Genomic DNA, 17,379 nt, shown 5'->3' with positions numbered 1-17,379 from the left:
CATCTGCGGATTAGAACAGGGTCACAATCAGGGCGGCGAAAAGCCCCAGTGCCCAAGTGCGCCACAGCACGGTGCAGGCGTTTTCGATGTCGGCGGGGCCTATCAAATGGCGGCCATCATCGTTCACGAAGGGATAATCGCGCCGCACACCGTCATAGGTGCGCGGGCCGGAGAGGGCGACGCCCAGCACTTGGGCCATCGCCGCCTCTGGCCAGCCTGCATTGGGAGAGCGGTGGCGCGGCGCCTCTGCCATGATCGCGGGCAGGGCATAGCGATTAGGGGCGGTCAGCCAGATCAGCAGGGCGGATAGGCGCGCGGGTATCAGGTTCAGCAGATCGTCGAACCGCGCCGCGGCCCAGCCGAATTCAGCGTATTTTTCGGTGCGATAGCCGATCATGGAATCAGCGGTATTGGTGATTTTATACAGCAGCAAACCCGGCAACCCGCCGACGGCGAACCAGAAGGCAGGCGCGATCACACCGTCAGAGAAGTTCTCGGCGGCGCTTTCAATCGCGGCGCGGCTGACGGCGGCTTCGTTCAGGGTCGCGGTCTGGCGGCCGACGATCTGCGCGACGGCGGTGCGGCCAGCGCTTAGCGACTGGCGCAGGGCCGTTGCAACAAGGCGGACGTGATCAACAAGGCTTCGCTGCGCCAGCAGGATGGCCAGCACGATGATGTCCACGGCGTGCCCGGGAATCGCGGCCAGCACAAAGCCTAGCAGGACAAAGGCCAGCGCCAGTAGGCCAAAGGCGATGACCCCCTTGGCGCGGCGATTGGCACCGTTGTTGGCGCGGCGGTCGATCCAGGCGACGCAGGCCCCCATCATGACGGCAGGATGGGGAATACGGGACCATAGCCAGCGTGGTTCGCCAAACATCGCGTCCAGCAAAAGGCCGAAGATCAGCGTCAAAAGGCACCTTCAATTTGATCCCAGCGGTCCGGCGGGGGCAGGCCAAGGCGCAACCAGTCGGTCGCGTAGGGGAAAATCCGGCTCCAGATATGGCTCTGGGCCAGATGCGCCTGCGCGGCGGCGGCGTCTTCAACCTGATACAGGCGGAACAGGGATGTGCCGCCTTTGACGATCGCACCTTGTGCGATGAGCAGGTCATCAAGGCGCTGGGCATCTTTGGTCAGCCGGGCGCATGTCTCGTCCGCCCACATCGGGTCGGCCAGCGCCTCTGCCCCGATGGAAAGGGCCGGACCGGACACGGGCCAAGGGCCAAGCGCCTCTGCCAGATCGGCGATAATCGCCGGATCGCCAATGGCAAAGCCAAGGCGCAGACCTGCAAGGCCCCAGAATTTGCCAAAGCTTTTCAGCACAATGGTGCCGGGCCGCGCGGACAGGCGGATCAGCGACGCCTCTGGCATGACATCGCAAAAGCTTTCGTCGATGATGCTCAGGTCAGCGGTGATCTGATCCGCTTGCCACACCATGCCGTCCGGGTTGTTCGGGTGCACCGCGACGATGGCATCGCTGGCATCATCCACCAGTGTCCAGCCCGCAGCGCGAAAGGCTGCGCCGTGTTCGTTGTAGGTCGGGCCGGGGATCGAGACCTGGCCCGCTTTGCCAAGGCGCGGCAGTTGGGCAATCGCGGCAGAGGCACCGGGGATCGGCAACACGGCCGCTGCGTCCGGGACATTCCAGAAGGCGCGGGCGCGCTGGATCAGCTTGGCCTGCGCGGCCTGATCGGGCAGGGCGTTCCAGGCATGGGGGGCAAGGTCGGGCAGCGGATAGGGGACGGGGTTAATGCCCGTCGACAGGTCAAGCCAATCGGCGCGGGTGCCGCCGTATTCCGCAATAGCCGCGTCCAGACCGCCGCCGTGATCGCGCGGCGCCTTCATGCAGCGTCCGAGTCTGATGCGGCGACCGGCAGGGGCGGGTGGCGGGTGACAAAGTGGCCTTTGATCGCCTGCGGCCAGTCGCGGTACGGCACTTGCCCGTTTTTGGACCCGGCGTGCAGGGCCGCATAGGTCACGATGCCGGCTGCGGCCTCTGCCATGGGTTCAAAGTTACCGATGGTATAGGACAGTTTGCCATGGGCCTGCACGGCGACGTTGCAGCCAGCTTTGCAGCCCATCAAGCAGGCCACGCGGCGGGTACGCACGTCAGGCACATCGCGGGCTGCATCCTCGATCAGGGCGGCCAGTGCTTCGCCGTCGGTTTGTGCCGCGCCAGTCAAATCCCAGCCGTCACGTTTGCACGTGTCGCAGATCGTGATCCATGTCGTCATCTTCGCGCGGCCCTTTGCAACAAGTTATGCCTGTTTCAACCGGATTTTCGCCTACGATACAAGCTGACCGCGGCAAGAATCAGCCTTTCGGGGGTAAGGTATCAATTGAGTGTATGCAGATGCCGTTTTCTGCGGTAATTTTTTACTCATGGTAAAATCTTCGGATCATCATAGCGCTCTTGCGCCTGTGCGTATCCTTATCGTGCAAAGCAATGCGGCGCTTGGCGCGGTTTGGCAGCGCCATATGCAGCGGCACGGGGCCAAGGTGACGCTGTGCGGCGATTCCGATTCTGCGGTGCAGGCATTAGAAGATTTCACCTTTGACGCCATTGTTCTGGATCTGGTGCTTGAACGGGGCAACGGGCTGACCGTCGCTGATGTTGCCGCATTCCGGCAGCCGTGGGCGAATGTGCTTTGCGTCACGGACAGCAGCTTTTTCTCGGATGGGTCGATCTTTAACCATTGCGCAACGGCGCGTTTGACGTTGAACCGCGATGTTCCGCCAGACGAGCTGGCGGATATCGCGTCCCATTACGGCGAGCAGTCAGCCGCGGCCGTGCGCTAAGTCAAAATCCGGGTTCGGATTGATCGGGATGATCCGGTAGGGGTTCACCGTTTCATGGCTGTAGTGATAATGCTGCACGATGTGATCCATATTCACCGTATCCGCGATCGCGCCGTCCTGCGTCTGCCACTGATATAGCTCGCGCGTAAAACCCCACAGGTTCGGATAGTCGCGGATAAAGGCGCGGTTGCACTTAAAGTGGGTGTGATAGACGTTGTCGAAACGCACGAGGGTCGTCCAAAGCCGCCAGTCAGCCTCTGTCATGCGGTCCCCCATCAGGTAGCGATTGCGCGATAGGATGTCTTCGAGCCAGTCAAGACTGTCGAACAACGGGTGCACGGCGGCGTCATATGCCTCTTGCGTGGTGGCAAAGCCTGACCGGTAAACGCCGTTGTTGACCGTGTTGTAGATGCGGTCGTTGATCGGCGCGATCGCGGCGCGCAGGTCTTCTGGCCAATAGTCGTCTGTATTGCCGGTCAGATCATTAAAGGCGCTGTTGAACATGCGGATGATTTCGGACGATTCATTCGACACGATGCGCCCCTGCACCTTGTCCCACAGCAAGGGCACGGTGACATGTCCGGTCATATCCGGGGTATCCTTCAGATAGACCTGTCGCAGGTAATCCAGGCCAAACAGCGTGTCCCCGGTGGCCCCGTCCCAATCATCCGACAGCTCCCAGCCTTCGGACAGCATGTTCGGATGCACGACCGAGACGCTGATATGGTCCGTCAGACCCTTGAGCATGCGGAACACCAGTGCCCGGTGCGCCCAAGGGCAGGCATAGCTGACATACAGATGATAACGCCCGGTTTCCGCCTTAAAACCCGCATCACCCGACGGCCCAGTGCTGCCATCTGCGGTGATCCAGTTACGAAAGCTGGCGACGTCACGTTCAAAGCTGCCACCGCTTTTCTTGGTGTCGTACCATTTATCTTGCCATTGTCCGTCAACCAGCAGGCCCATAGCCATCGCTCCCTTTTTTACCGTGTTAAGGGAAAGCTAGGGCAGGCGGGACGAACTGGATACACGGATTGCCGCGCAGGTGCTGTGCGCAGCGCGGATGATGCCGGGATTCGGCGGCTAGTCGGCTGGATTGGACGAAAATGGCCGATCTTAAAGGCACATTTCGGGATCATCGTAAGCGTGACCTAACGTCAGAAAATAACAACCTGCGATATACTTAACTGCGCCCAAACTTCGCCACAGTTGGCCAGAATAGAGAGGTTAAAACATCGTTAATCGTTAAACTTGGTAAAGAGTTAGCCAGAGCAGCACCATGATGACCATCGTCACCTGTATTACGGCATTCCACGACATGAGCCTGGTCGCTTTGGCGGCGATCCTATGCGGCTTTGGCAGTTGGGTGACGTCGCGCCTGTATCGCCACGCGCGCAATCGGTCACATCGGCATGCGATTTCGTGGTATTTGCTGACGGCGCTGACCGCTGGTGTGTCGATCTGGTGCACCCATTTTGTCGCCATGCTGGGTTTTCGCCCCAATGTTCCGGTCAGCTTTGATCTGGGTCTGACCTTGGTGTCTTTCGCGATTGCGGTTCTGGGCAGCGCCATTGGCGTTCTGGTGTCGACGATCAGCACGATCCGCTTTGCCCCGCTGCTGGGCGGTGCAATTCTGGGCCTTGCGATCGCCGGGATGCATTATGCGGGTATGATTGCCTACCGGGTCCAAGGCGTGATCTTTTGGGATCAAACCTATCTGATCGCATCTATCGTTTTAGCCGTGGTCTTTGGCGCAGCGGCCTTGGTGTTTGGCAACCGAAGTAAAGCCGCAGGCGAATACCAGATGTCCATCGCACTGGCGATCGGCATCATCAGCCTGCACTTTACAGGCATGGCGGCCTTTAGCGTGTCGCCGCTGGATATCTCTGGCGATTTTATCAACCCCGAAGCGTTCAAGGTGCTGGCTCTTGCCATCACCGGCACGGCCATCGTCATCGTGATGGGCGCGCTGTTCAGCTATACGATCGAAAACCGCACGTGGATGGAAAACATCCAAGAACTGACCGAAGCGCGCAATGCTGCCGAAAGCGCCAGCCGGGCAAAGTCGGAATTCCTTGGCATCCTCAGCCACGAGCTGCGCACGCCGCTAACCATCGTGCTGGGCTACGCCAGCATTCTAGGGCGGTTGAAGGACATGAACGCCGCCAAGACAGGGCAGGCGGCTATAGAATCCGACAGCCGGATCGGCGATCAGGCAGAGCTTTATGGTCATAAGATCACCGTTGCGGCGAACCACTTGCTGGGCATGATCAACGAGATTTTGGACTACACCAGCATGGAGTTGGGCGAGGCAACGCTGGACCGCACGGCCTTTCCGGTGCGCGGACTGCTTGAAGACGTCAAAGCGCAGTTCGCCCCGATGGCCGTTGAAAAGGGCGTCACGATCAGCGTCGAATGCGAAGAGGTCATGGCCTTTGCCGACCGCACACGCTGTTTGCAGATCCTGTCGAACCTTGTTGGCAATGCGTTCAAGTTTGCCCAGTCCAGCGATATCACCCTGCGCGCAAGGCTGACGGCGACCGGCTTTAACATCGAAGTCGAAGACAACGGCTGCGGCATCCCAGAAGAATCCCACAACGTGATTTTCAATGCTTTCCAGCAACTTGAAGCGACCCATAACCGGTCCGAAGGCGGCGCAGGCCTTGGCCTTGCCATCTGCAAGACGCTGGCCATCGCGCACGGCGGCGGGGTGACGGTGCAAAGTGCAGCTGGCGCAGGCACGACTTTTACTGTCGCTATGCCCACCAGCGCCCTGCAAGCCGCAGAAGAGGCTGTGGCGGCGCGCCCGCGGTCCGGCTTGCGCCTTGTTAGCTAAACGCTGCGCCAACAGACGGCGCTGCGATTTCAACGGGTCCTATGCATTGCGCACTGCGCGGCTCCCGCCTATACCCCATCCCTGACGAAGCCCGATACGGGGCCAGAGCGGTTGGTGGCAGACGGGTCGACCCTGACGGGGACCGGAATGCCACATCGTCAATAGCCAGCTCTCGGCCCCGGCCTACCCACGCCCGGAGATACGCCATGCGCCTGCTGACGACGATCTTGATCTTGACGGCCACGACAGCCTCTGCCCACCCCGGCCATTTGGTCGATGCGGCAGGGCATAACCACTGGGTCGCGGGTATTGCCCTTGGCGCGGCGGGAATCGCCATCGCGCTGGGCGCGCTGAAGGGCCGCAAAGCAAAACAAAAATCCGAACCAGAGCGCGAGGAACAGCCCGCATGAAAACCGGTGTGATGATTTGCGGCCACGGCTCGCGTAGCCAGTCCGCCGTCGACGAATTTGCGACGCTGGCCGAAAAGCTGCCCGCGTTCCTGCCGTCCGACTGGCTGGTCGACTACGGCTATCTGGAATTTGCGAACCCGGTGATCCGCGACGGTCTTGACCGGCTGCGGGATGCAGGGTGCGACCGAATCTTTGCGGTGCCGGGCATGCTGTTTGCTGCCATGCACGCGAAAAACGACATTCCCACGGTGCTCAACACCTATGCCGCCCAGCACGGTACGGCCATCAGCTATGGCCGCGAACTTGGTGTTGATCCCAAGATGATCGCCGCCGCCGCCAGCCGTATTCAGGACGCTGTGGACAGCGCCAACGCCGAACACGGCGCGCTGCCGCTGACGCAGACCTGCCTTGTCGTGATCGGCCGCGGTGCCTCTGACCCGGACGCCAATGGCAACGTGGCCAAGATCGCCCGGATGCTGGCCGAAGGCATGGGCTTTGGCTGGCACGAGGTCGGCTATTCCGGCGTGACCTTCCCGCTGGTGGAACCTTGCCTGCAACACGTCGCGATGCTGCCCTACAAGCGCGTCATCGTGTTCCCGTATTTCCTGTTTTCGGGCATTTTGATCGACCGCATCTACGGCTTCACCGACCAAGTCGCGGCAGAGCATCCCGGCATCCAATTCGTCAAAGCCGGCTATCTGGGCGATCATCCCAAAGTGCTGGAAACCTTCGCCGAACGGATCACCGAACAGGCGGGGGCTGTGCCGCCGCCCAACTGCGGCATCTGTGCCTACCGCGATCAAGTGCTGGCACTGGCAGGGGGAGAGCAGCGCGAAATCAGTGCCGCTGACCGCCAACACCCGGCCTTTGCCGCAACGCCGCCTGCGCTGTGCGTCATGTGCAAATACAGGACCAAAGTGCTTGGGTTCGAAGGCGAAGTCGGCGCAGTGCAAGAAAGCCACCACCACCACGTTGAAGGGCAGGGTGCCAACGCCCCCGGCTCTAACGTGGCCGACTGCACGCTGTGCGACACCTTCTGCACCGGCATGTGCCGCCTAGAAGCGCAACATGCCCACGCCCACGCGCACGGCCTGCCGCACAGTCATGACCACGGCCATGATCACAGCCACGACCACGACCACGGGCACAATCATCACCACCACGACGATCACGACCACGCCCACCCGGTCTATCCCCATGCACAGCACCCCCACGGCCCCGAAAGCGCGCGTAAAACCCGCAAGGTCTGATCCTCATCACCTTGCCAAATAAACTCCCCCCGGAGGGTCAGACCCCTCACCCCGCACAAAGGCCTGCTCATCTTGAGACCCTACGAAAAAAACCCTGCAGCGATCTACGCGCAAAGCTTTGCGACCGTGCGGGCCGAGGCCCGTCTGGACCGTTTTGCTGCAGACATGCATCCGGTGATGACACGTCTTATCCACGCCTGCGGCATGGTTGAAATCGCTGACAGGCTGGCGTTTTCGGCAGGGGCCGCCAAAGCAGGCCATGCCGCGCTGGCGGCCGGGGCACCAATCCTGTGCGATTGCGAAATGGTGGGGGCGGGGATCATCCGCCGTTATCTGCCAGCGCAGAACCAGGTCATCGTCACCTTGAACGACGCGACCGTGCCGGACCGTGCACAAGCGATTGGCAACACCCGCTCTGCTGCCGCGGTAGAGCTGTGGGCCCAGCATCTTGAAGGTGCGGTCGTCGCGATCGGCAATGCGCCAACAGCGCTGTTTCACCTTCTGGAACTGCTCGACGCAGGCGCGCCGAAGCCTGCGGTGATCTTGGGCTTTCCTGTGGGTTTCGTCGGCGCGGCTGAATCCAAGGCTGAACTCGCGGCGCATCCGCGCGGCTGCGACTTCATCGCGTTGCGGGGGCGTCGCGGCGGCTCTGCTCTGGCGGCGGCGGCGGTCAACGCTTTGGCTGCTGGCCTGCCGGAAGACCGGATTTAATGGCACAAAATTATCGCAAGGCGGGCGGCAGTGCCGATTTTTCGCCGAAAAATCGGAGTGGATCATGACGCAACCGTGGCTGCACATTGTCGGCATTGGCGAAGACGGCATGGATGGGCTGAGCCCCGCCACCCGCGCGGTGGTCGAGGCGGCAGAGGTCATTTTGGGCGGCGGGCGGCATCATGCCCTGTCAGGCAGCGTGACTGCCGAACGTCTGGCTTGGCCATCGCCTTTTGACGCCATGATCGAGACTATTCACGGATTGCGCGGACGGCGGGCGGTTGTTCTGGTGACCGGCGATCCGCTGTGGTTTTCCGTTGGCGCGCGGATCGGGCGGGCGATTGATCCGTCAGAGATCGTCTATCACCCGCAACTGAGTGCCTTCCAACTGGCAGCGGCCCGCATGGGGTGGAGCCTTGCGGATGTTGAAACGCTGACCGTGCACGGGCGCCCCGTGGCGCAGATGGTGGCGTTTATCCAGCCCGATGCACGCCTGCTGATCCTGACGACCGGGGCCGAGACACCCAATCAGATTGCGGCCTATCTGGCGGCGCGCGGCTTTGGTCAGTCACGGATGACGGTGTTGGCTGCGATGGGCGGCAAGGACGAGGCGCGCTTTGATGGCGTGGCCGAGAGCTGGGACCATGTCGTGCCGCCGTTCAATACGCTGGCGGTCGAGTGCATAGCAGCACCGGACGCCGCACTTTTGCCGCGGGTGCCGGGGCTTGCGGATGATCTGTTCCAGTCTGACGGCACGATGACCAAGCAGGAAATTCGTGCGGCCACGCTGGCCAAGCTGATGCCGATGCGCGGGGCGCTGCTGTGGGATATTGGCTGCGGTTCCGGCTCTGTTGCGATCGAATGGATGCGCGCGGCGCGCTATGCCCGCGCTATCGGGATCGAACCGCGCGATGATCGCCGCGCGATGGCAGCGGCCAATGCGCTGGCGCTTGGCGCGCCAAAACTAGAGCTGCTGGAAGGGACTGCGCCGGACTGTCTGGATGGTCTGGCCGCGCCGGATGCGATCTTTATCGGCGGGGGCCTCAGCGAAGCGGTATTTGACGCGGCATGGTCTGCGCTGCGTCCGCTGGGCCGGTTAGTGGCCAATGCGGTGACGCTGGAGTCAGAGGCGGTGCTGATGGCGCTGCATGCCCGCCATGGCGGCGATCTGGTGCGGCTGTCGGTCTGCCGGGCTGAACCGGTCGGGCGCTTGACAGGATGGCGGCCAGCGATGCCAGTGACCCAATGGAGCCTTGTGAAGCGATGAGGGGGCGGAGCCTCCGGCGGGAGTTTATTTGGCAAGGTGAATGCGGATGAGCGGCGTGCTTTATGGTGTGGGTTTGGGGCCGGGGGCGGCGGATCTGATGACACTGCGGGCGGCGCGGCTGATTGAAGGCGCTGCGGTCGTGGCCTATCCTGCGCTGGCAGGCGGTGCGAGTTTTGCCCGATCGATCGCTGCGGATTTGATCCCGGCGGATGCGATTGAGATCGTCATGGACGTGCCGATGAGCGTGGAGCGCGCACCTGCGCAGGCGGCCTATGATACCGGCGCGGCGGCGATTGCGGCGCATCTGGATGCGGGGCGGGACGTGGTTTGCCTATGCGAGGGGGATCCGTTCTTTTACGGATCGTTTATGTATTTGTTTGCCCGGTTGTCGGCTGATTACCGGGTCGAAGTTGTGCCTGGCGTGACGTCTATTGCGGCCTGTGCCGCGGTGGCTGCGCGTCCGCTTGTTGCGCGGAACGAGCGTTTGACGGTGCTGCCCGGCCCGCTGCCAGAGGCAGAGTTGCGAGAGCGGATTGCGGGGGCCGAAAGCGTTGTTATCATGAAGGTTGGCCGGCATCTGGCGAAGATCCGCGCCGTGTTCGATGATCTTGGGCTGACGGACCACGCGGTCTATGTCGAGCGGGCCAGTCTGCCAGAGCAGGTCGTTTGCCCGCTTGCGCAGGCACCAGCTTCGGCACCTTATTTTTCCATGATTTTACTGACAAAAGGGGCCGATCCATGGCTGTAGAACCTGTCGTATTGGCCCTGTCGCGGTCTGGTGAGGCGACGGCGCACCGTGTGGCGGCAACGCTTGGCGCTTTGGTGCATGGGCGCAAAGGGCGTGTCGATGTGGCGGATGCGTTTTTTGACAACGCGCTGGATCATGCCCGCGACTTGTTTGCAGCGGGCGTGCCTGTTGTTGGCGTCTGTGCCAGCGGGATACTGATCCGGGCGGTGGCACCATTGCTGGCGGATAAGACGACCGAGCCGCCTGTTGTGTCGGTCAGTGATGATGGCGGCGTTGTCGTGCCGTTGCTGGGCGGGCACCGGGGCGCGAACCGGCTAGCGGCGCGGATTGCGGATGCACTGGGGGCGGTTGCGGCTGTCACGACGGCGGGCGATGTGGCGCTTGGGGTTGCTTTGGATGCACCGCCTTTGGGGTGGCGATTGGTCAATCCGTGGGATGCGAAGGACGCGATGGCCTTGCTGCTGTCCGGCGCTGGCGCGCGGGTGACCGGGCCAGACGCGGTCGCTGCGGCGTGGTTGGCGGATCTGCCGGCAGGGGACGGCGTGACGATCACTTGCGGCACGGCGCCTGTCGCGGAGCTTGGTCCGCATCACTTGCAGTTTGCACCGCAGCGCTTTGCACTGGGCGTAGGGTGTGCGCGCAATTGCCCAGAGGTGGATTTGGCGACCTTGGTGGGCGAGGCTTTGGTGGAAGCCGGGATCGCGCCGGATGCGATTGCTTGCGTCAATACGATTTCATTGAAGGCGGACGAGCCCGCGATTATCGCGCTGGCGCAGGCCTTTGGCGTGCCGCTTCGGTTGTTCGATGCGGATACGCTTGAGGCAGAGACGCCCCGTCTGGCGCATCCGTCAGACGTGGTATTTGCCGAGGTCGGCACGCACGGCGTGTCCGAAGCAGCAGCTTTGGCACAGGTCGGCGCGCAGGGGCGTTTAGTTGTCGAGAAGCGCAAGGCGGCGATGGCAACTTGCGCCGTGGCTGCGCTGGATGCGCCGCTGACAGCGCTGCAAGGCCGCGCGCGCGGCAAGCTGTCGGTCGTGGGGATCGGGCCGGGGCAGGCATCCTGGCGCACGCCAGAAGTGTCGCGGTTGGTCGCCGATGCCGAGGAATTGGTAGGCTACGGGCTGTATATCGATTTGCTTGGGCCACTGGCCGTGGGCAAGGCGCGGTCGGATTTCCCGCTGGGCGGGGAGGAGGCGCGCTGCCGCTATGCTCTGGAACAGGCAGGGCAGGGCAAGAACGTCGCGCTGGTGTGTTCGGGCGATGCCGGCATTTACGCCATGGGCGCCTTGGTGTTCGAATTGCTTGATCGCGGACCAGAGGCGCTGGGTGTGTCTGATGCCGCCCGGCGGGTGGAGGTCGTTTGCTCGCCCGGCGTCAGTGCTTTGCAGGGCGCGGCAGCGCGGGCGGGGGCACCGCTGGGGCATGATTTCTGCGCGATTTCCTTGTCCGATTTGCTGACGCCGCGGGATGATATTTTGCGGCGGCTGAAGGCTGCGGCAGAGGGCGATTTTGTCGTCGCCTTTTATAACCCGGTCAGTAAAACGCGGCGCACGCTTTTGGCAGAGGCGCGGGATATTTTGCTGCAACATCGCCCCGGCGATACGCCCGTTATGCTGGCAAGCTCGCTTGGGCGGCCAGAGGAGCATGTGCGCTATCGGCGCTTGGACGCGCTGGAAGTTGACGAGGTCGACATGCTGACGGTCGTGCTGGTGGGGTCGAGCAACTCGCGCCTTGCACAGCTGGGCGAGGGGCCGCGTATGTTTACGCCGCGCGGCTATGCCCGCAAGATTGATGGCGATCTGGCGGGGTAGTCGAATTTTCGTCGAAAATTCAGGCCTTCGGCGAGCGTATTTAGAAAAAAGCGAGGACGGGCATGACGGTTTATTTTATTGGTGCGGGGCCGGGTGACCCGGAGCTGTTGACGCTGAAAGCGGCGCGGCTGATCGCAGCCTGTCCGGTGTGTTTGTACGCGGGATCACTGGTGCCAGAAGAGGTGGTCGCGATTGCGCCCCAAGGCGCGCGGGTGCTGGATACGGCCCCGATGACGCTGGATGACACGCACGGCGAAATCTTGGCGGCGCATGCGGCGGGTCAGGATGTGGCGCGGGTGCATTCCGGCGATCCGTCGCTTTACGGTGCAATTGCAGAACAGATCCGGCGCCTGAAGGCGGATGGGATCGACTATCAGATCATTCCCGGCGTGCCTGCCTATGCAGCGGCGGCTGCGGCCATGGGGACGGAGCTGACCGTGCCAGAGGTCGGGCAGTCGATCGTGCTGACGCGGATGAGCATGAAATCCACCGGTATGCCCGAGGGCGAGACGCTCGAGAATTTTGCGGCCACGGGCACGACGCTGGCGATCCATCTGGGGATCAGGGCGCTGCGCGATATCGAGCGGCGTTTGACGCCATTTTATGGCGCCGATTGTCCAGTGGCGGTGATTTACCGTGCGTCTTGGCCGGATCAACTGATTCTGCGCGGCACGCTCAGCGACATTCACGCCAAAGTGCGGGACGCGAAAATTACGCGCACGGCATTAATTATGGTTGGCCCCGTGCTGGGATCGCAACATGGATTCCCCGACTCGGCGCTGTATGATGCGGCGAAACCCCATGTTTTAAGGCCTAAGGTAAAAACGGGCTGATCGCTTTCTGCGTCTGCACTGCTGCAGTGCGGCGGATAAGGCGTTTGAATAATCGTCACACTTGCGCGTTACTGTGAACGCGAAGGAGGCGCTGCCATGAATGACTTTTTGCCCGATGCCGTGATCAAGGGATTGCAGGACGCCCGCCGCGCGTCGATTTCGCGCGGCAATCGCCTGTGTGTGCATGATGGCGACGATATCATGCGCATCCGCCGCTTTTGGGCCGATGGCATGGCGCTGGACGCTGATGCTGGCGACCTGCTGCGGGGCCGCGTCGATATTTATGACGGGATGCGGCACCTGTATCAGGCGCTGATCGTCGGCAGCCGGGTCGAGGGTGAAGAGTGCATCTTTGATTTCAAATGGTTGCACGCCGTCACGGATAACCCGCCTGTCGATTTCGTACGCGCGGATGATGCGCCAGCGGGGCTATTGCCCCGCCTGTAGTTATTGCAGGTCGGCAAAGGCCTTTTGCAGACGGTCCACCGCGTCCGCGATCTGCGCGCGCGGAGCACCTAGGTTGAAGCGCAGAAAATTCTCGCCGCCTTTGCCAAAGGTCACGCCGTGATTTGGCGCGATCAGTGCGTCTTGTTGGACGCGGCGGATGACTTCTTCGCTGCTCATCCCGGTGCCTGTGAAATCGACCCACGCGAGGTAGGTTGCTTCGAGCGGCATGGAGTGGACGCCGGGGATGGCGTTGATGCCGTCGTCGAACAAGCGGCGGTTCGCGTCGAGGTAGAGGCAAAGTTCGTCCACCCAAGCGGCCCCTTTGGGGGAATAGGCGGCGGTGGTCATGTGCAGGCCAAAGCTGTTGGCAGATATGCCAAGGGCCGCCATCCGGGCGGCGAAGGGCGCGCGTAGGTCAGCATTTGGAATGATCACATTGCCAGTGTGGCTGCCTGCGATGTTAAACGTCTTGGTCGCGGCGGTCATCATGACAAGGCGGTCTTCGATCCCATCGATGTGGGCCATGGGGATATGGGTCTGGCCGGGCATCAGCAGGTCGTGGTGAATCTCGTCGGATACCAGCACCAGATCGTGGCGTTTTGCAAAGGCGGCGACGGCTTGCAGTTCGGTCTTTGTCCAGACGCGGCCACCGGGATTGTGCGGCGAGCAGAGGATGACCATCCGCTCTGACCCGGTCATCTGGGCATCGTAAGCGTCAAAGTCCATCTCGTACCGGCCGGCGTTATTGACCAGCTCGCAGCTGCGGACCTCGCGCCCGGCGGCGGTGATGACGCGGGCGAAGGCGTGGTAGACAGGGGTGAACAGCACGACGGCATCGCCGGGTTTGGTATAGGCGTCGACGCACAGCGCAGTGCCGTTGACGAGGCCATGGGTCGTCATGATCGCGTCCGCGTCGACCTGCCAGCCGTGGCGGGTTTGCATCCACCAGCGGATCGCATCGGTATAGGGTTCTGGGTTGCCGTAGTAACCATAGACGCCGTGATCGTGCATCGCGGCGACCGCGTCCTGAACGACGTCTGGTGCGCGAAATTCCATGTCAGCCACCCACATCGCGATGCCGTCATCGGGGGATACGCCGTAGACGGATTCCATCGCGTCCCATTTGACGCAGTGGGTGTTGCGACGGTTTACGGGGGTGTCAAAGCTCATGGCGGGATACCTATTTGGGGGTTTGCGGCGACCCTAGCAGGCGCAAACCGCGTGCCAAGGGATAAATCGCGGGCCATCTTGGCAATTGGCGGCCCAGCGATTAGATCGGGGGCATGACATTACGCCCCATTTTGATCCACCCCGATCCGCGCCTGAAAAAGGTCACCGCAGCTGTCACGCAGGTGGACGATGACCTGCGGGTACTGGCTGCCGATATGTTGGAAACGATGTACGACGCCCCCGGCATCGGCCTTGCTGCGCCGCAGATCGGCGTGATGCTGCGCGTGATGGTGATGGATTGCGTTAAGGATGACATCAATCCGGCGCGGCCCATGGTGCTGATCAACCCAGAGATTACGTGGGAAAGCGACACGCATAGCGTCTACGAAGAAGGCTGTTTGTCGATCCCAGAGCAATACGCCGATGTCGAACGCCCGGCAGAGGTCGAGGTGCGCTGGATGGACCTTGATGGCGCGGAGCAGACAGAGCGATTCGACGGGCTGTGGGCGACCTGTGTGCAGCACGAGATTGACCATTTGGATGGCAAGTTGTTCATCGATTATCTGAAACCGCTGAAGCGCCAGATGATTACGCGCAAGATGCAAAAGCTAAAGCGCGAAAGAGCGCGGGCGTGACACGCCCCATTCTGACCGTGCCAGACGCGGCGCTACGCGCGGTTTGTGCACAGGTTACGGTGTTTGACGCGGCCCTTGCGGATTTGAGCGAAGAGATGTTCGCGGCGATGTATGCCGCGCCGGGGCGGGGACTTGCGGCGCCGCAGATTGGCGTACTGCAGCGGATCTTTGTCATGGACGTGACATGGAAAACGGGCGCGCGGACCCCGCGTGTGTTTGTGAACCCGCACATCGTGACGGCCAATGTGGCGCTGGTCGTGAATGACGAATCCTGCCTGTCGATCCCGATGCTGACTGTCGCCGTTCCGCGTCCGCGCGATCTGGTGCTGCGGTGGCAGGATCTGGATGGCACCGCGCATGAAGAGGCGTTCGAGGGCACGGATGCTGTCATCGTTCAGCACGAGCGCGACCATCTGGATGGCATCCTGTGCACCGATTACACGGAGATTATGTGATGCGGACTGTTGTATCCTGGCCCCATGCCGCCCTGCGGACCCCTGCAGCTGATGTTCCCGAGATCACGGACGAGGTCCGCACGATCTGGGAGGATATGGTCGATGTGATGGAGGCGATGCCGGGCGTCGGCCTTGCCGCTGTGCAACTGGGCGTTCCGCTGCGTCTGGCCGTCGTCGATGCCAGCACGGCGCGCGGGCAGGTGGTGCGGATGGCGAATCCGGAAGTGTTGCACGCCAGTATTGAATTTCGCGAGCATGACGAGGCCAGCCCTTGTTTGCTGGGAGTTTCAGCGGTCGTCAAACGTCCCCGGGCTGTGACGGTCCGCTTTCTGAATGAAGTGGGCGAGACCGAAGAGCGCGACTTTGTCGGGCTTTGGGCGACGAGCGTGCAGCACCAGATCGATCATCTTGCGGGCAAGATGTATTTTGATCGGCTGACCAAGCTGAAGCGGGACATGCTGCTGAAAAAAGCGGCAAAGTTGGTGCGCTAGGCGACAAATCAGGAGAGGGAGGGGGGCGCTGCCCCCATCGGGCTATGCCCGATTCCCCCGAGGTATTTTTAACCAGAAGAAGTCCGGACGCTTAGCCGCGATGGCAACCGTCGGCGAGGGATTTGACAAAGGCGAGGACGTCCGCGACGGATTCGCCCGCGCCGATCTTTTCGACGATAGCAGAGCCGACAACAGCGCCGTCTGCGACGCTCGCGATGGCCTCTGCTGCCTCTGGTGTGCGGATGCCGAAGCCGACGATCACGGGCAGGTCGGTGTGCGACTTGATGCGTGCGACTTCGGGCGCGACATCGGCGGTTTGTGCCGCGGCGGTACCGGTGATTCCGGTGACCGAGACATAGTAGAGGAAGCCGGATGTGTTCGTCAGCACCTTAGGCAGACGTTTGTCGTCCGTGGTCGGGGTTGCAAGGCGGATGAAGTTGATGCCTGCAGCCTGTGCGGGCAGGCAAAGCTCTTCGTCTTCCTCTGGCGGCAGGTCGACGATGATGAGCCCGTCTATCCCGGCCTCTGCCGCCTGCTCTAGAAACTTGGGCACGCCGCGCGAGTAGATCGGGTTGTAGTAGCCCATCAGCACAATTGGTGTGGTGTCGTCGGTTTTACGCAGCTCGCGGGCAATATTCAGCGTCTTGTCCAAGGTCATATGCCCGGCCAGCGCGCGTTGACCGGCGAGCTGGATCGTGGTGCCGTCGGCCATTGGGTCGGTAAAGGGCAGGCCGAGTTCAATGATATCAACGCCTGCAGCGGGCAGGCCTTTGACGATCTCGACGCTGGTGTCATAGGTCGGATCGCCCGCCATGACATAGGCGACAAACGCCTTCTGGCCGCGCGCTTTCAGATCAGCAAATTTAGCGTCGATACGGGACATGACGGCATCCTTCTTGGGTCGCCGTGTTTTTGGGGGATGGGACGCGCAAATGCAATGGCCCCCAATTGTTTTCACCAGAATTGAAATTTGCGCAGGTCGCCCCATATTGGGGCTATGAATTATTTACTCGCCCTGCTGCTTCCGCCGTTGTCGATCCTGTTCGCAGGACGTCCCATCATCGCGATCATCACGTTTCTGGTGTGGATTCCGGCGCTGCTGTTTAGTGGGGGGCTGACCCATCCGATGTTCATTATCCTCGCTTGGATTCTGATTTGGGAAGGCCGCAACCGGACCGAATAACGGCCTAAGAGTCTGATTCAAAACTAACTGCACCTTCTCAATCCCTTGCGAGATGCCGTGTGACGCGTCTGATGTGTGCGATGAGGATCCAAGCCTCTGCGCTTGCGATGGATTTTTCCCAATCTTTCGATAGGCGGCGACATCGGTTCAGCCAGGCGAAGGTGCGCTCGACGACCCACCGTCGCGGCAGCACTTCAAAGCCCTCCGCGGTGTCAGAGCGTTTGACGATCTGGACGGTCCATCGGCCGAGGGCCTTTAGCGCGTCCCGCAGTTTGGGCCCTGCATACCCGCCATCCGCAAATACATGTCGCAATGATGGATAGCGCGAGGCGATCG

21 protein-coding genes are annotated in these 17,379 nt (G+C 61.8%); 14 read left to right on the top strand and 7 right to left on the bottom strand.

Going from position 1 to position 17,379, the window contains the following annotated elements:
* Positions 1 to 10: 10 nt before the first annotated feature.
* Genes cbiB through BM131_RS15660 form a run of 3 tightly spaced genes read right to left on the bottom strand, consistent with a single transcriptional unit; the run spans position 11 to position 2,231 of the window.
* Positions 11 to 910, bottom strand: coding sequence for an adenosylcobinamide-phosphate synthase CbiB (cbiB, locus tag BM131_RS15670; RefSeq protein WP_090190997.1), 900 nt, complete (start codon positions 908 to 910; stop codon positions 11 to 13).
* Positions 907 to 1,842, bottom strand: a complete 936-nt coding sequence (locus tag BM131_RS15665) for a threonine-phosphate decarboxylase (RefSeq protein ID WP_090190995.1) — start codon at positions 1,840 to 1,842, stop codon at positions 907 to 909. Before BM131_RS15665 ends, cbiB begins: the two co-directional genes overlap by 4 nt.
* Positions 1,839 to 2,231 carry a DUF1636 family protein gene (locus BM131_RS15660; protein WP_090190993.1) on the bottom strand — a complete coding sequence of 131 codons (393 nt, stop codon included), beginning with the start codon at positions 2,229 to 2,231 and terminating at the stop codon, positions 1,839 to 1,841. The genes BM131_RS15665 and BM131_RS15660 overlap by 4 nt, the downstream gene beginning before the upstream one ends.
* Positions 2,232 to 2,418: 187 nt before the next feature.
* Here BM131_RS15660 and BM131_RS15655 point away from each other — a divergent pair, with 187 nt between their 5' ends.
* Positions 2,419 to 2,796 carry a response regulator gene (locus BM131_RS15655; RefSeq protein ID WP_090191041.1) on the top strand — a complete coding sequence of 126 codons (378 nt, stop codon included), beginning with the start codon at positions 2,419 to 2,421 and terminating at the stop codon, positions 2,794 to 2,796.
* Here BM131_RS15655 and BM131_RS15650 read toward each other — a convergent pair.
* On the bottom strand, positions 2,776 to 3,762 hold the full coding sequence (locus tag BM131_RS15650) for a glutathione S-transferase family protein (RefSeq protein WP_090190992.1): 987 nt from the start codon (positions 3,760 to 3,762) through the stop codon (positions 2,776 to 2,778). The genes BM131_RS15655 and BM131_RS15650 overlap by 21 nt on opposite strands.
* A gap of 313 nt (positions 3,763 to 4,075) precedes the next feature.
* Here BM131_RS15650 and BM131_RS15645 point away from each other — a divergent pair, with 313 nt between their 5' ends.
* The 9 genes from BM131_RS15645 (at position 4,076) to BM131_RS15605 (ending at position 13,109) form a co-directional block, all read left to right on the top strand.
* Entirely contained in the window at positions 4,076 to 5,632 is a 1,557-nt protein-coding gene (locus BM131_RS15645) for a sensor histidine kinase (RefSeq protein WP_245754272.1), read from the top strand.
* A gap of 206 nt (positions 5,633 to 5,838) precedes the next feature.
* Positions 5,839 to 6,042, top strand: coding sequence for a DUF6732 family protein (locus BM131_RS15640; RefSeq protein ID WP_090190990.1), 204 nt, complete (start codon positions 5,839 to 5,841; stop codon positions 6,040 to 6,042).
* On the top strand, positions 6,039 to 7,292 hold the full coding sequence (locus BM131_RS15635; RefSeq protein WP_090190989.1) for a sirohydrochlorin chelatase: 1,254 nt from the start codon (positions 6,039 to 6,041) through the stop codon (positions 7,290 to 7,292). The genes BM131_RS15640 and BM131_RS15635 overlap by 4 nt, the downstream gene beginning before the upstream one ends.
* Before the next feature lie 72 nt (positions 7,293 to 7,364).
* Positions 7,365 to 8,003: a precorrin-8X methylmutase gene (locus BM131_RS15630; RefSeq protein ID WP_175499382.1), complete on the top strand. Its 639-nt coding sequence runs from the start codon at positions 7,365 to 7,367 to the stop codon at positions 8,001 to 8,003.
* A 64-nt stretch (positions 8,004 to 8,067) separates the two neighbouring features.
* Entirely contained in the window at positions 8,068 to 9,270 is a 1,203-nt protein-coding gene (gene cbiE, locus BM131_RS15625; RefSeq protein ID WP_090190985.1) for a precorrin-6y C5,15-methyltransferase (decarboxylating) subunit CbiE, read from the top strand.
* Positions 9,271 to 9,316: 46 nt separating this feature from the next.
* Positions 9,317 to 10,018 (top strand): precorrin-2 C(20)-methyltransferase, encoded by a 702-nt coding sequence (cobI, locus tag BM131_RS15620; RefSeq protein ID WP_090190984.1) that lies wholly within the window; start codon positions 9,317 to 9,319, stop codon positions 10,016 to 10,018.
* A complete protein-coding gene (gene cobJ / locus BM131_RS15615) occupies positions 10,009 to 11,829 on the top strand; it encodes a precorrin-3B C(17)-methyltransferase (RefSeq protein ID WP_090190982.1) in 1,821 nt (606 codons plus the stop codon). Before cobI ends, cobJ begins: the two co-directional genes overlap by 10 nt.
* 62 nt (positions 11,830 to 11,891) lie before the next feature.
* Positions 11,892 to 12,662 (top strand): precorrin-4 C(11)-methyltransferase, encoded by a 771-nt coding sequence (gene cobM, locus BM131_RS15610; protein ID WP_090190980.1) that lies wholly within the window; start codon positions 11,892 to 11,894, stop codon positions 12,660 to 12,662.
* A 96-nt stretch (positions 12,663 to 12,758) separates the two neighbouring features.
* The gene (locus tag BM131_RS15605) at positions 12,759 to 13,109 is read left to right on the top strand and encodes a hypothetical protein (RefSeq protein WP_090190979.1); all 351 of its coding nucleotides are present in this window, start codon (positions 12,759 to 12,761) and stop codon (positions 13,107 to 13,109) included.
* On the opposite strand, the gene BM131_RS15600 is transcribed toward BM131_RS15605, so the two are convergent.
* A complete protein-coding gene (locus BM131_RS15600; protein ID WP_090190977.1) occupies positions 13,110 to 14,279 on the bottom strand; it encodes a MalY/PatB family protein in 1,170 nt (389 codons plus the stop codon).
* 113 nt (positions 14,280 to 14,392) lie between these two features.
* Between BM131_RS15600 and def (BM131_RS15595) the strand changes: the two genes are divergently transcribed.
* From def (BM131_RS15595) to def (BM131_RS15585), 3 genes are read left to right on the top strand one after another with little or no spacing between them, the layout of a single operon-like run.
* A complete protein-coding gene (gene def / locus BM131_RS15595; protein ID WP_090190975.1) occupies positions 14,393 to 14,914 on the top strand; it encodes a peptide deformylase in 522 nt (173 codons plus the stop codon).
* Positions 14,911 to 15,369: a peptide deformylase gene (def, locus tag BM131_RS15590; RefSeq protein ID WP_090190973.1), complete on the top strand. Its 459-nt coding sequence runs from the start codon at positions 14,911 to 14,913 to the stop codon at positions 15,367 to 15,369. Before def (BM131_RS15595) ends, def (BM131_RS15590) begins: the two co-directional genes overlap by 4 nt.
* Positions 15,369 to 15,860 (top strand): peptide deformylase, encoded by a 492-nt coding sequence (gene def / locus BM131_RS15585; RefSeq protein WP_090190972.1) that lies wholly within the window; start codon positions 15,369 to 15,371, stop codon positions 15,858 to 15,860. The genes def (BM131_RS15590) and def (BM131_RS15585) overlap by 1 nt, the downstream gene beginning before the upstream one ends.
* Positions 15,861 to 15,951: 91 nt before the next feature.
* Here the strand turns inward: def (BM131_RS15585) and trpA are convergent, their stop codons facing one another.
* On the bottom strand, positions 15,952 to 16,743 hold the full coding sequence (gene trpA / locus BM131_RS15580; RefSeq protein ID WP_090190970.1) for a tryptophan synthase subunit alpha: 792 nt from the start codon (positions 16,741 to 16,743) through the stop codon (positions 15,952 to 15,954).
* Positions 16,744 to 16,857: 114 nt separating this feature from the next.
* Here trpA and BM131_RS15575 point away from each other — a divergent pair, with 114 nt between their 5' ends.
* Complete coding sequence (locus tag BM131_RS15575) at positions 16,858 to 17,043, top strand: hypothetical protein (protein ID WP_090190969.1); 186 nt, start codon at positions 16,858 to 16,860, stop codon at positions 17,041 to 17,043.
* Between the two features lie 37 nt (positions 17,044 to 17,080).
* On the opposite strand, the gene BM131_RS15570 is transcribed toward BM131_RS15575, so the two are convergent.
* Positions 17,081 to 17,379 (bottom strand): transposase (locus tag BM131_RS15570; protein ID WP_139222589.1); only part of this gene is annotated, 299 nt, incomplete at its 5' end.

Origin of the sequence: Loktanella salsilacus, from assembly GCF_900114485.1 — a bacterium.
In the GTDB taxonomy this organism is placed as follows: domain Bacteria; phylum Pseudomonadota; class Alphaproteobacteria; order Rhodobacterales; family Rhodobacteraceae; genus Loktanella; species Loktanella salsilacus.
This window is presented reverse-complemented; position numbering and strand designations above follow the sequence as displayed.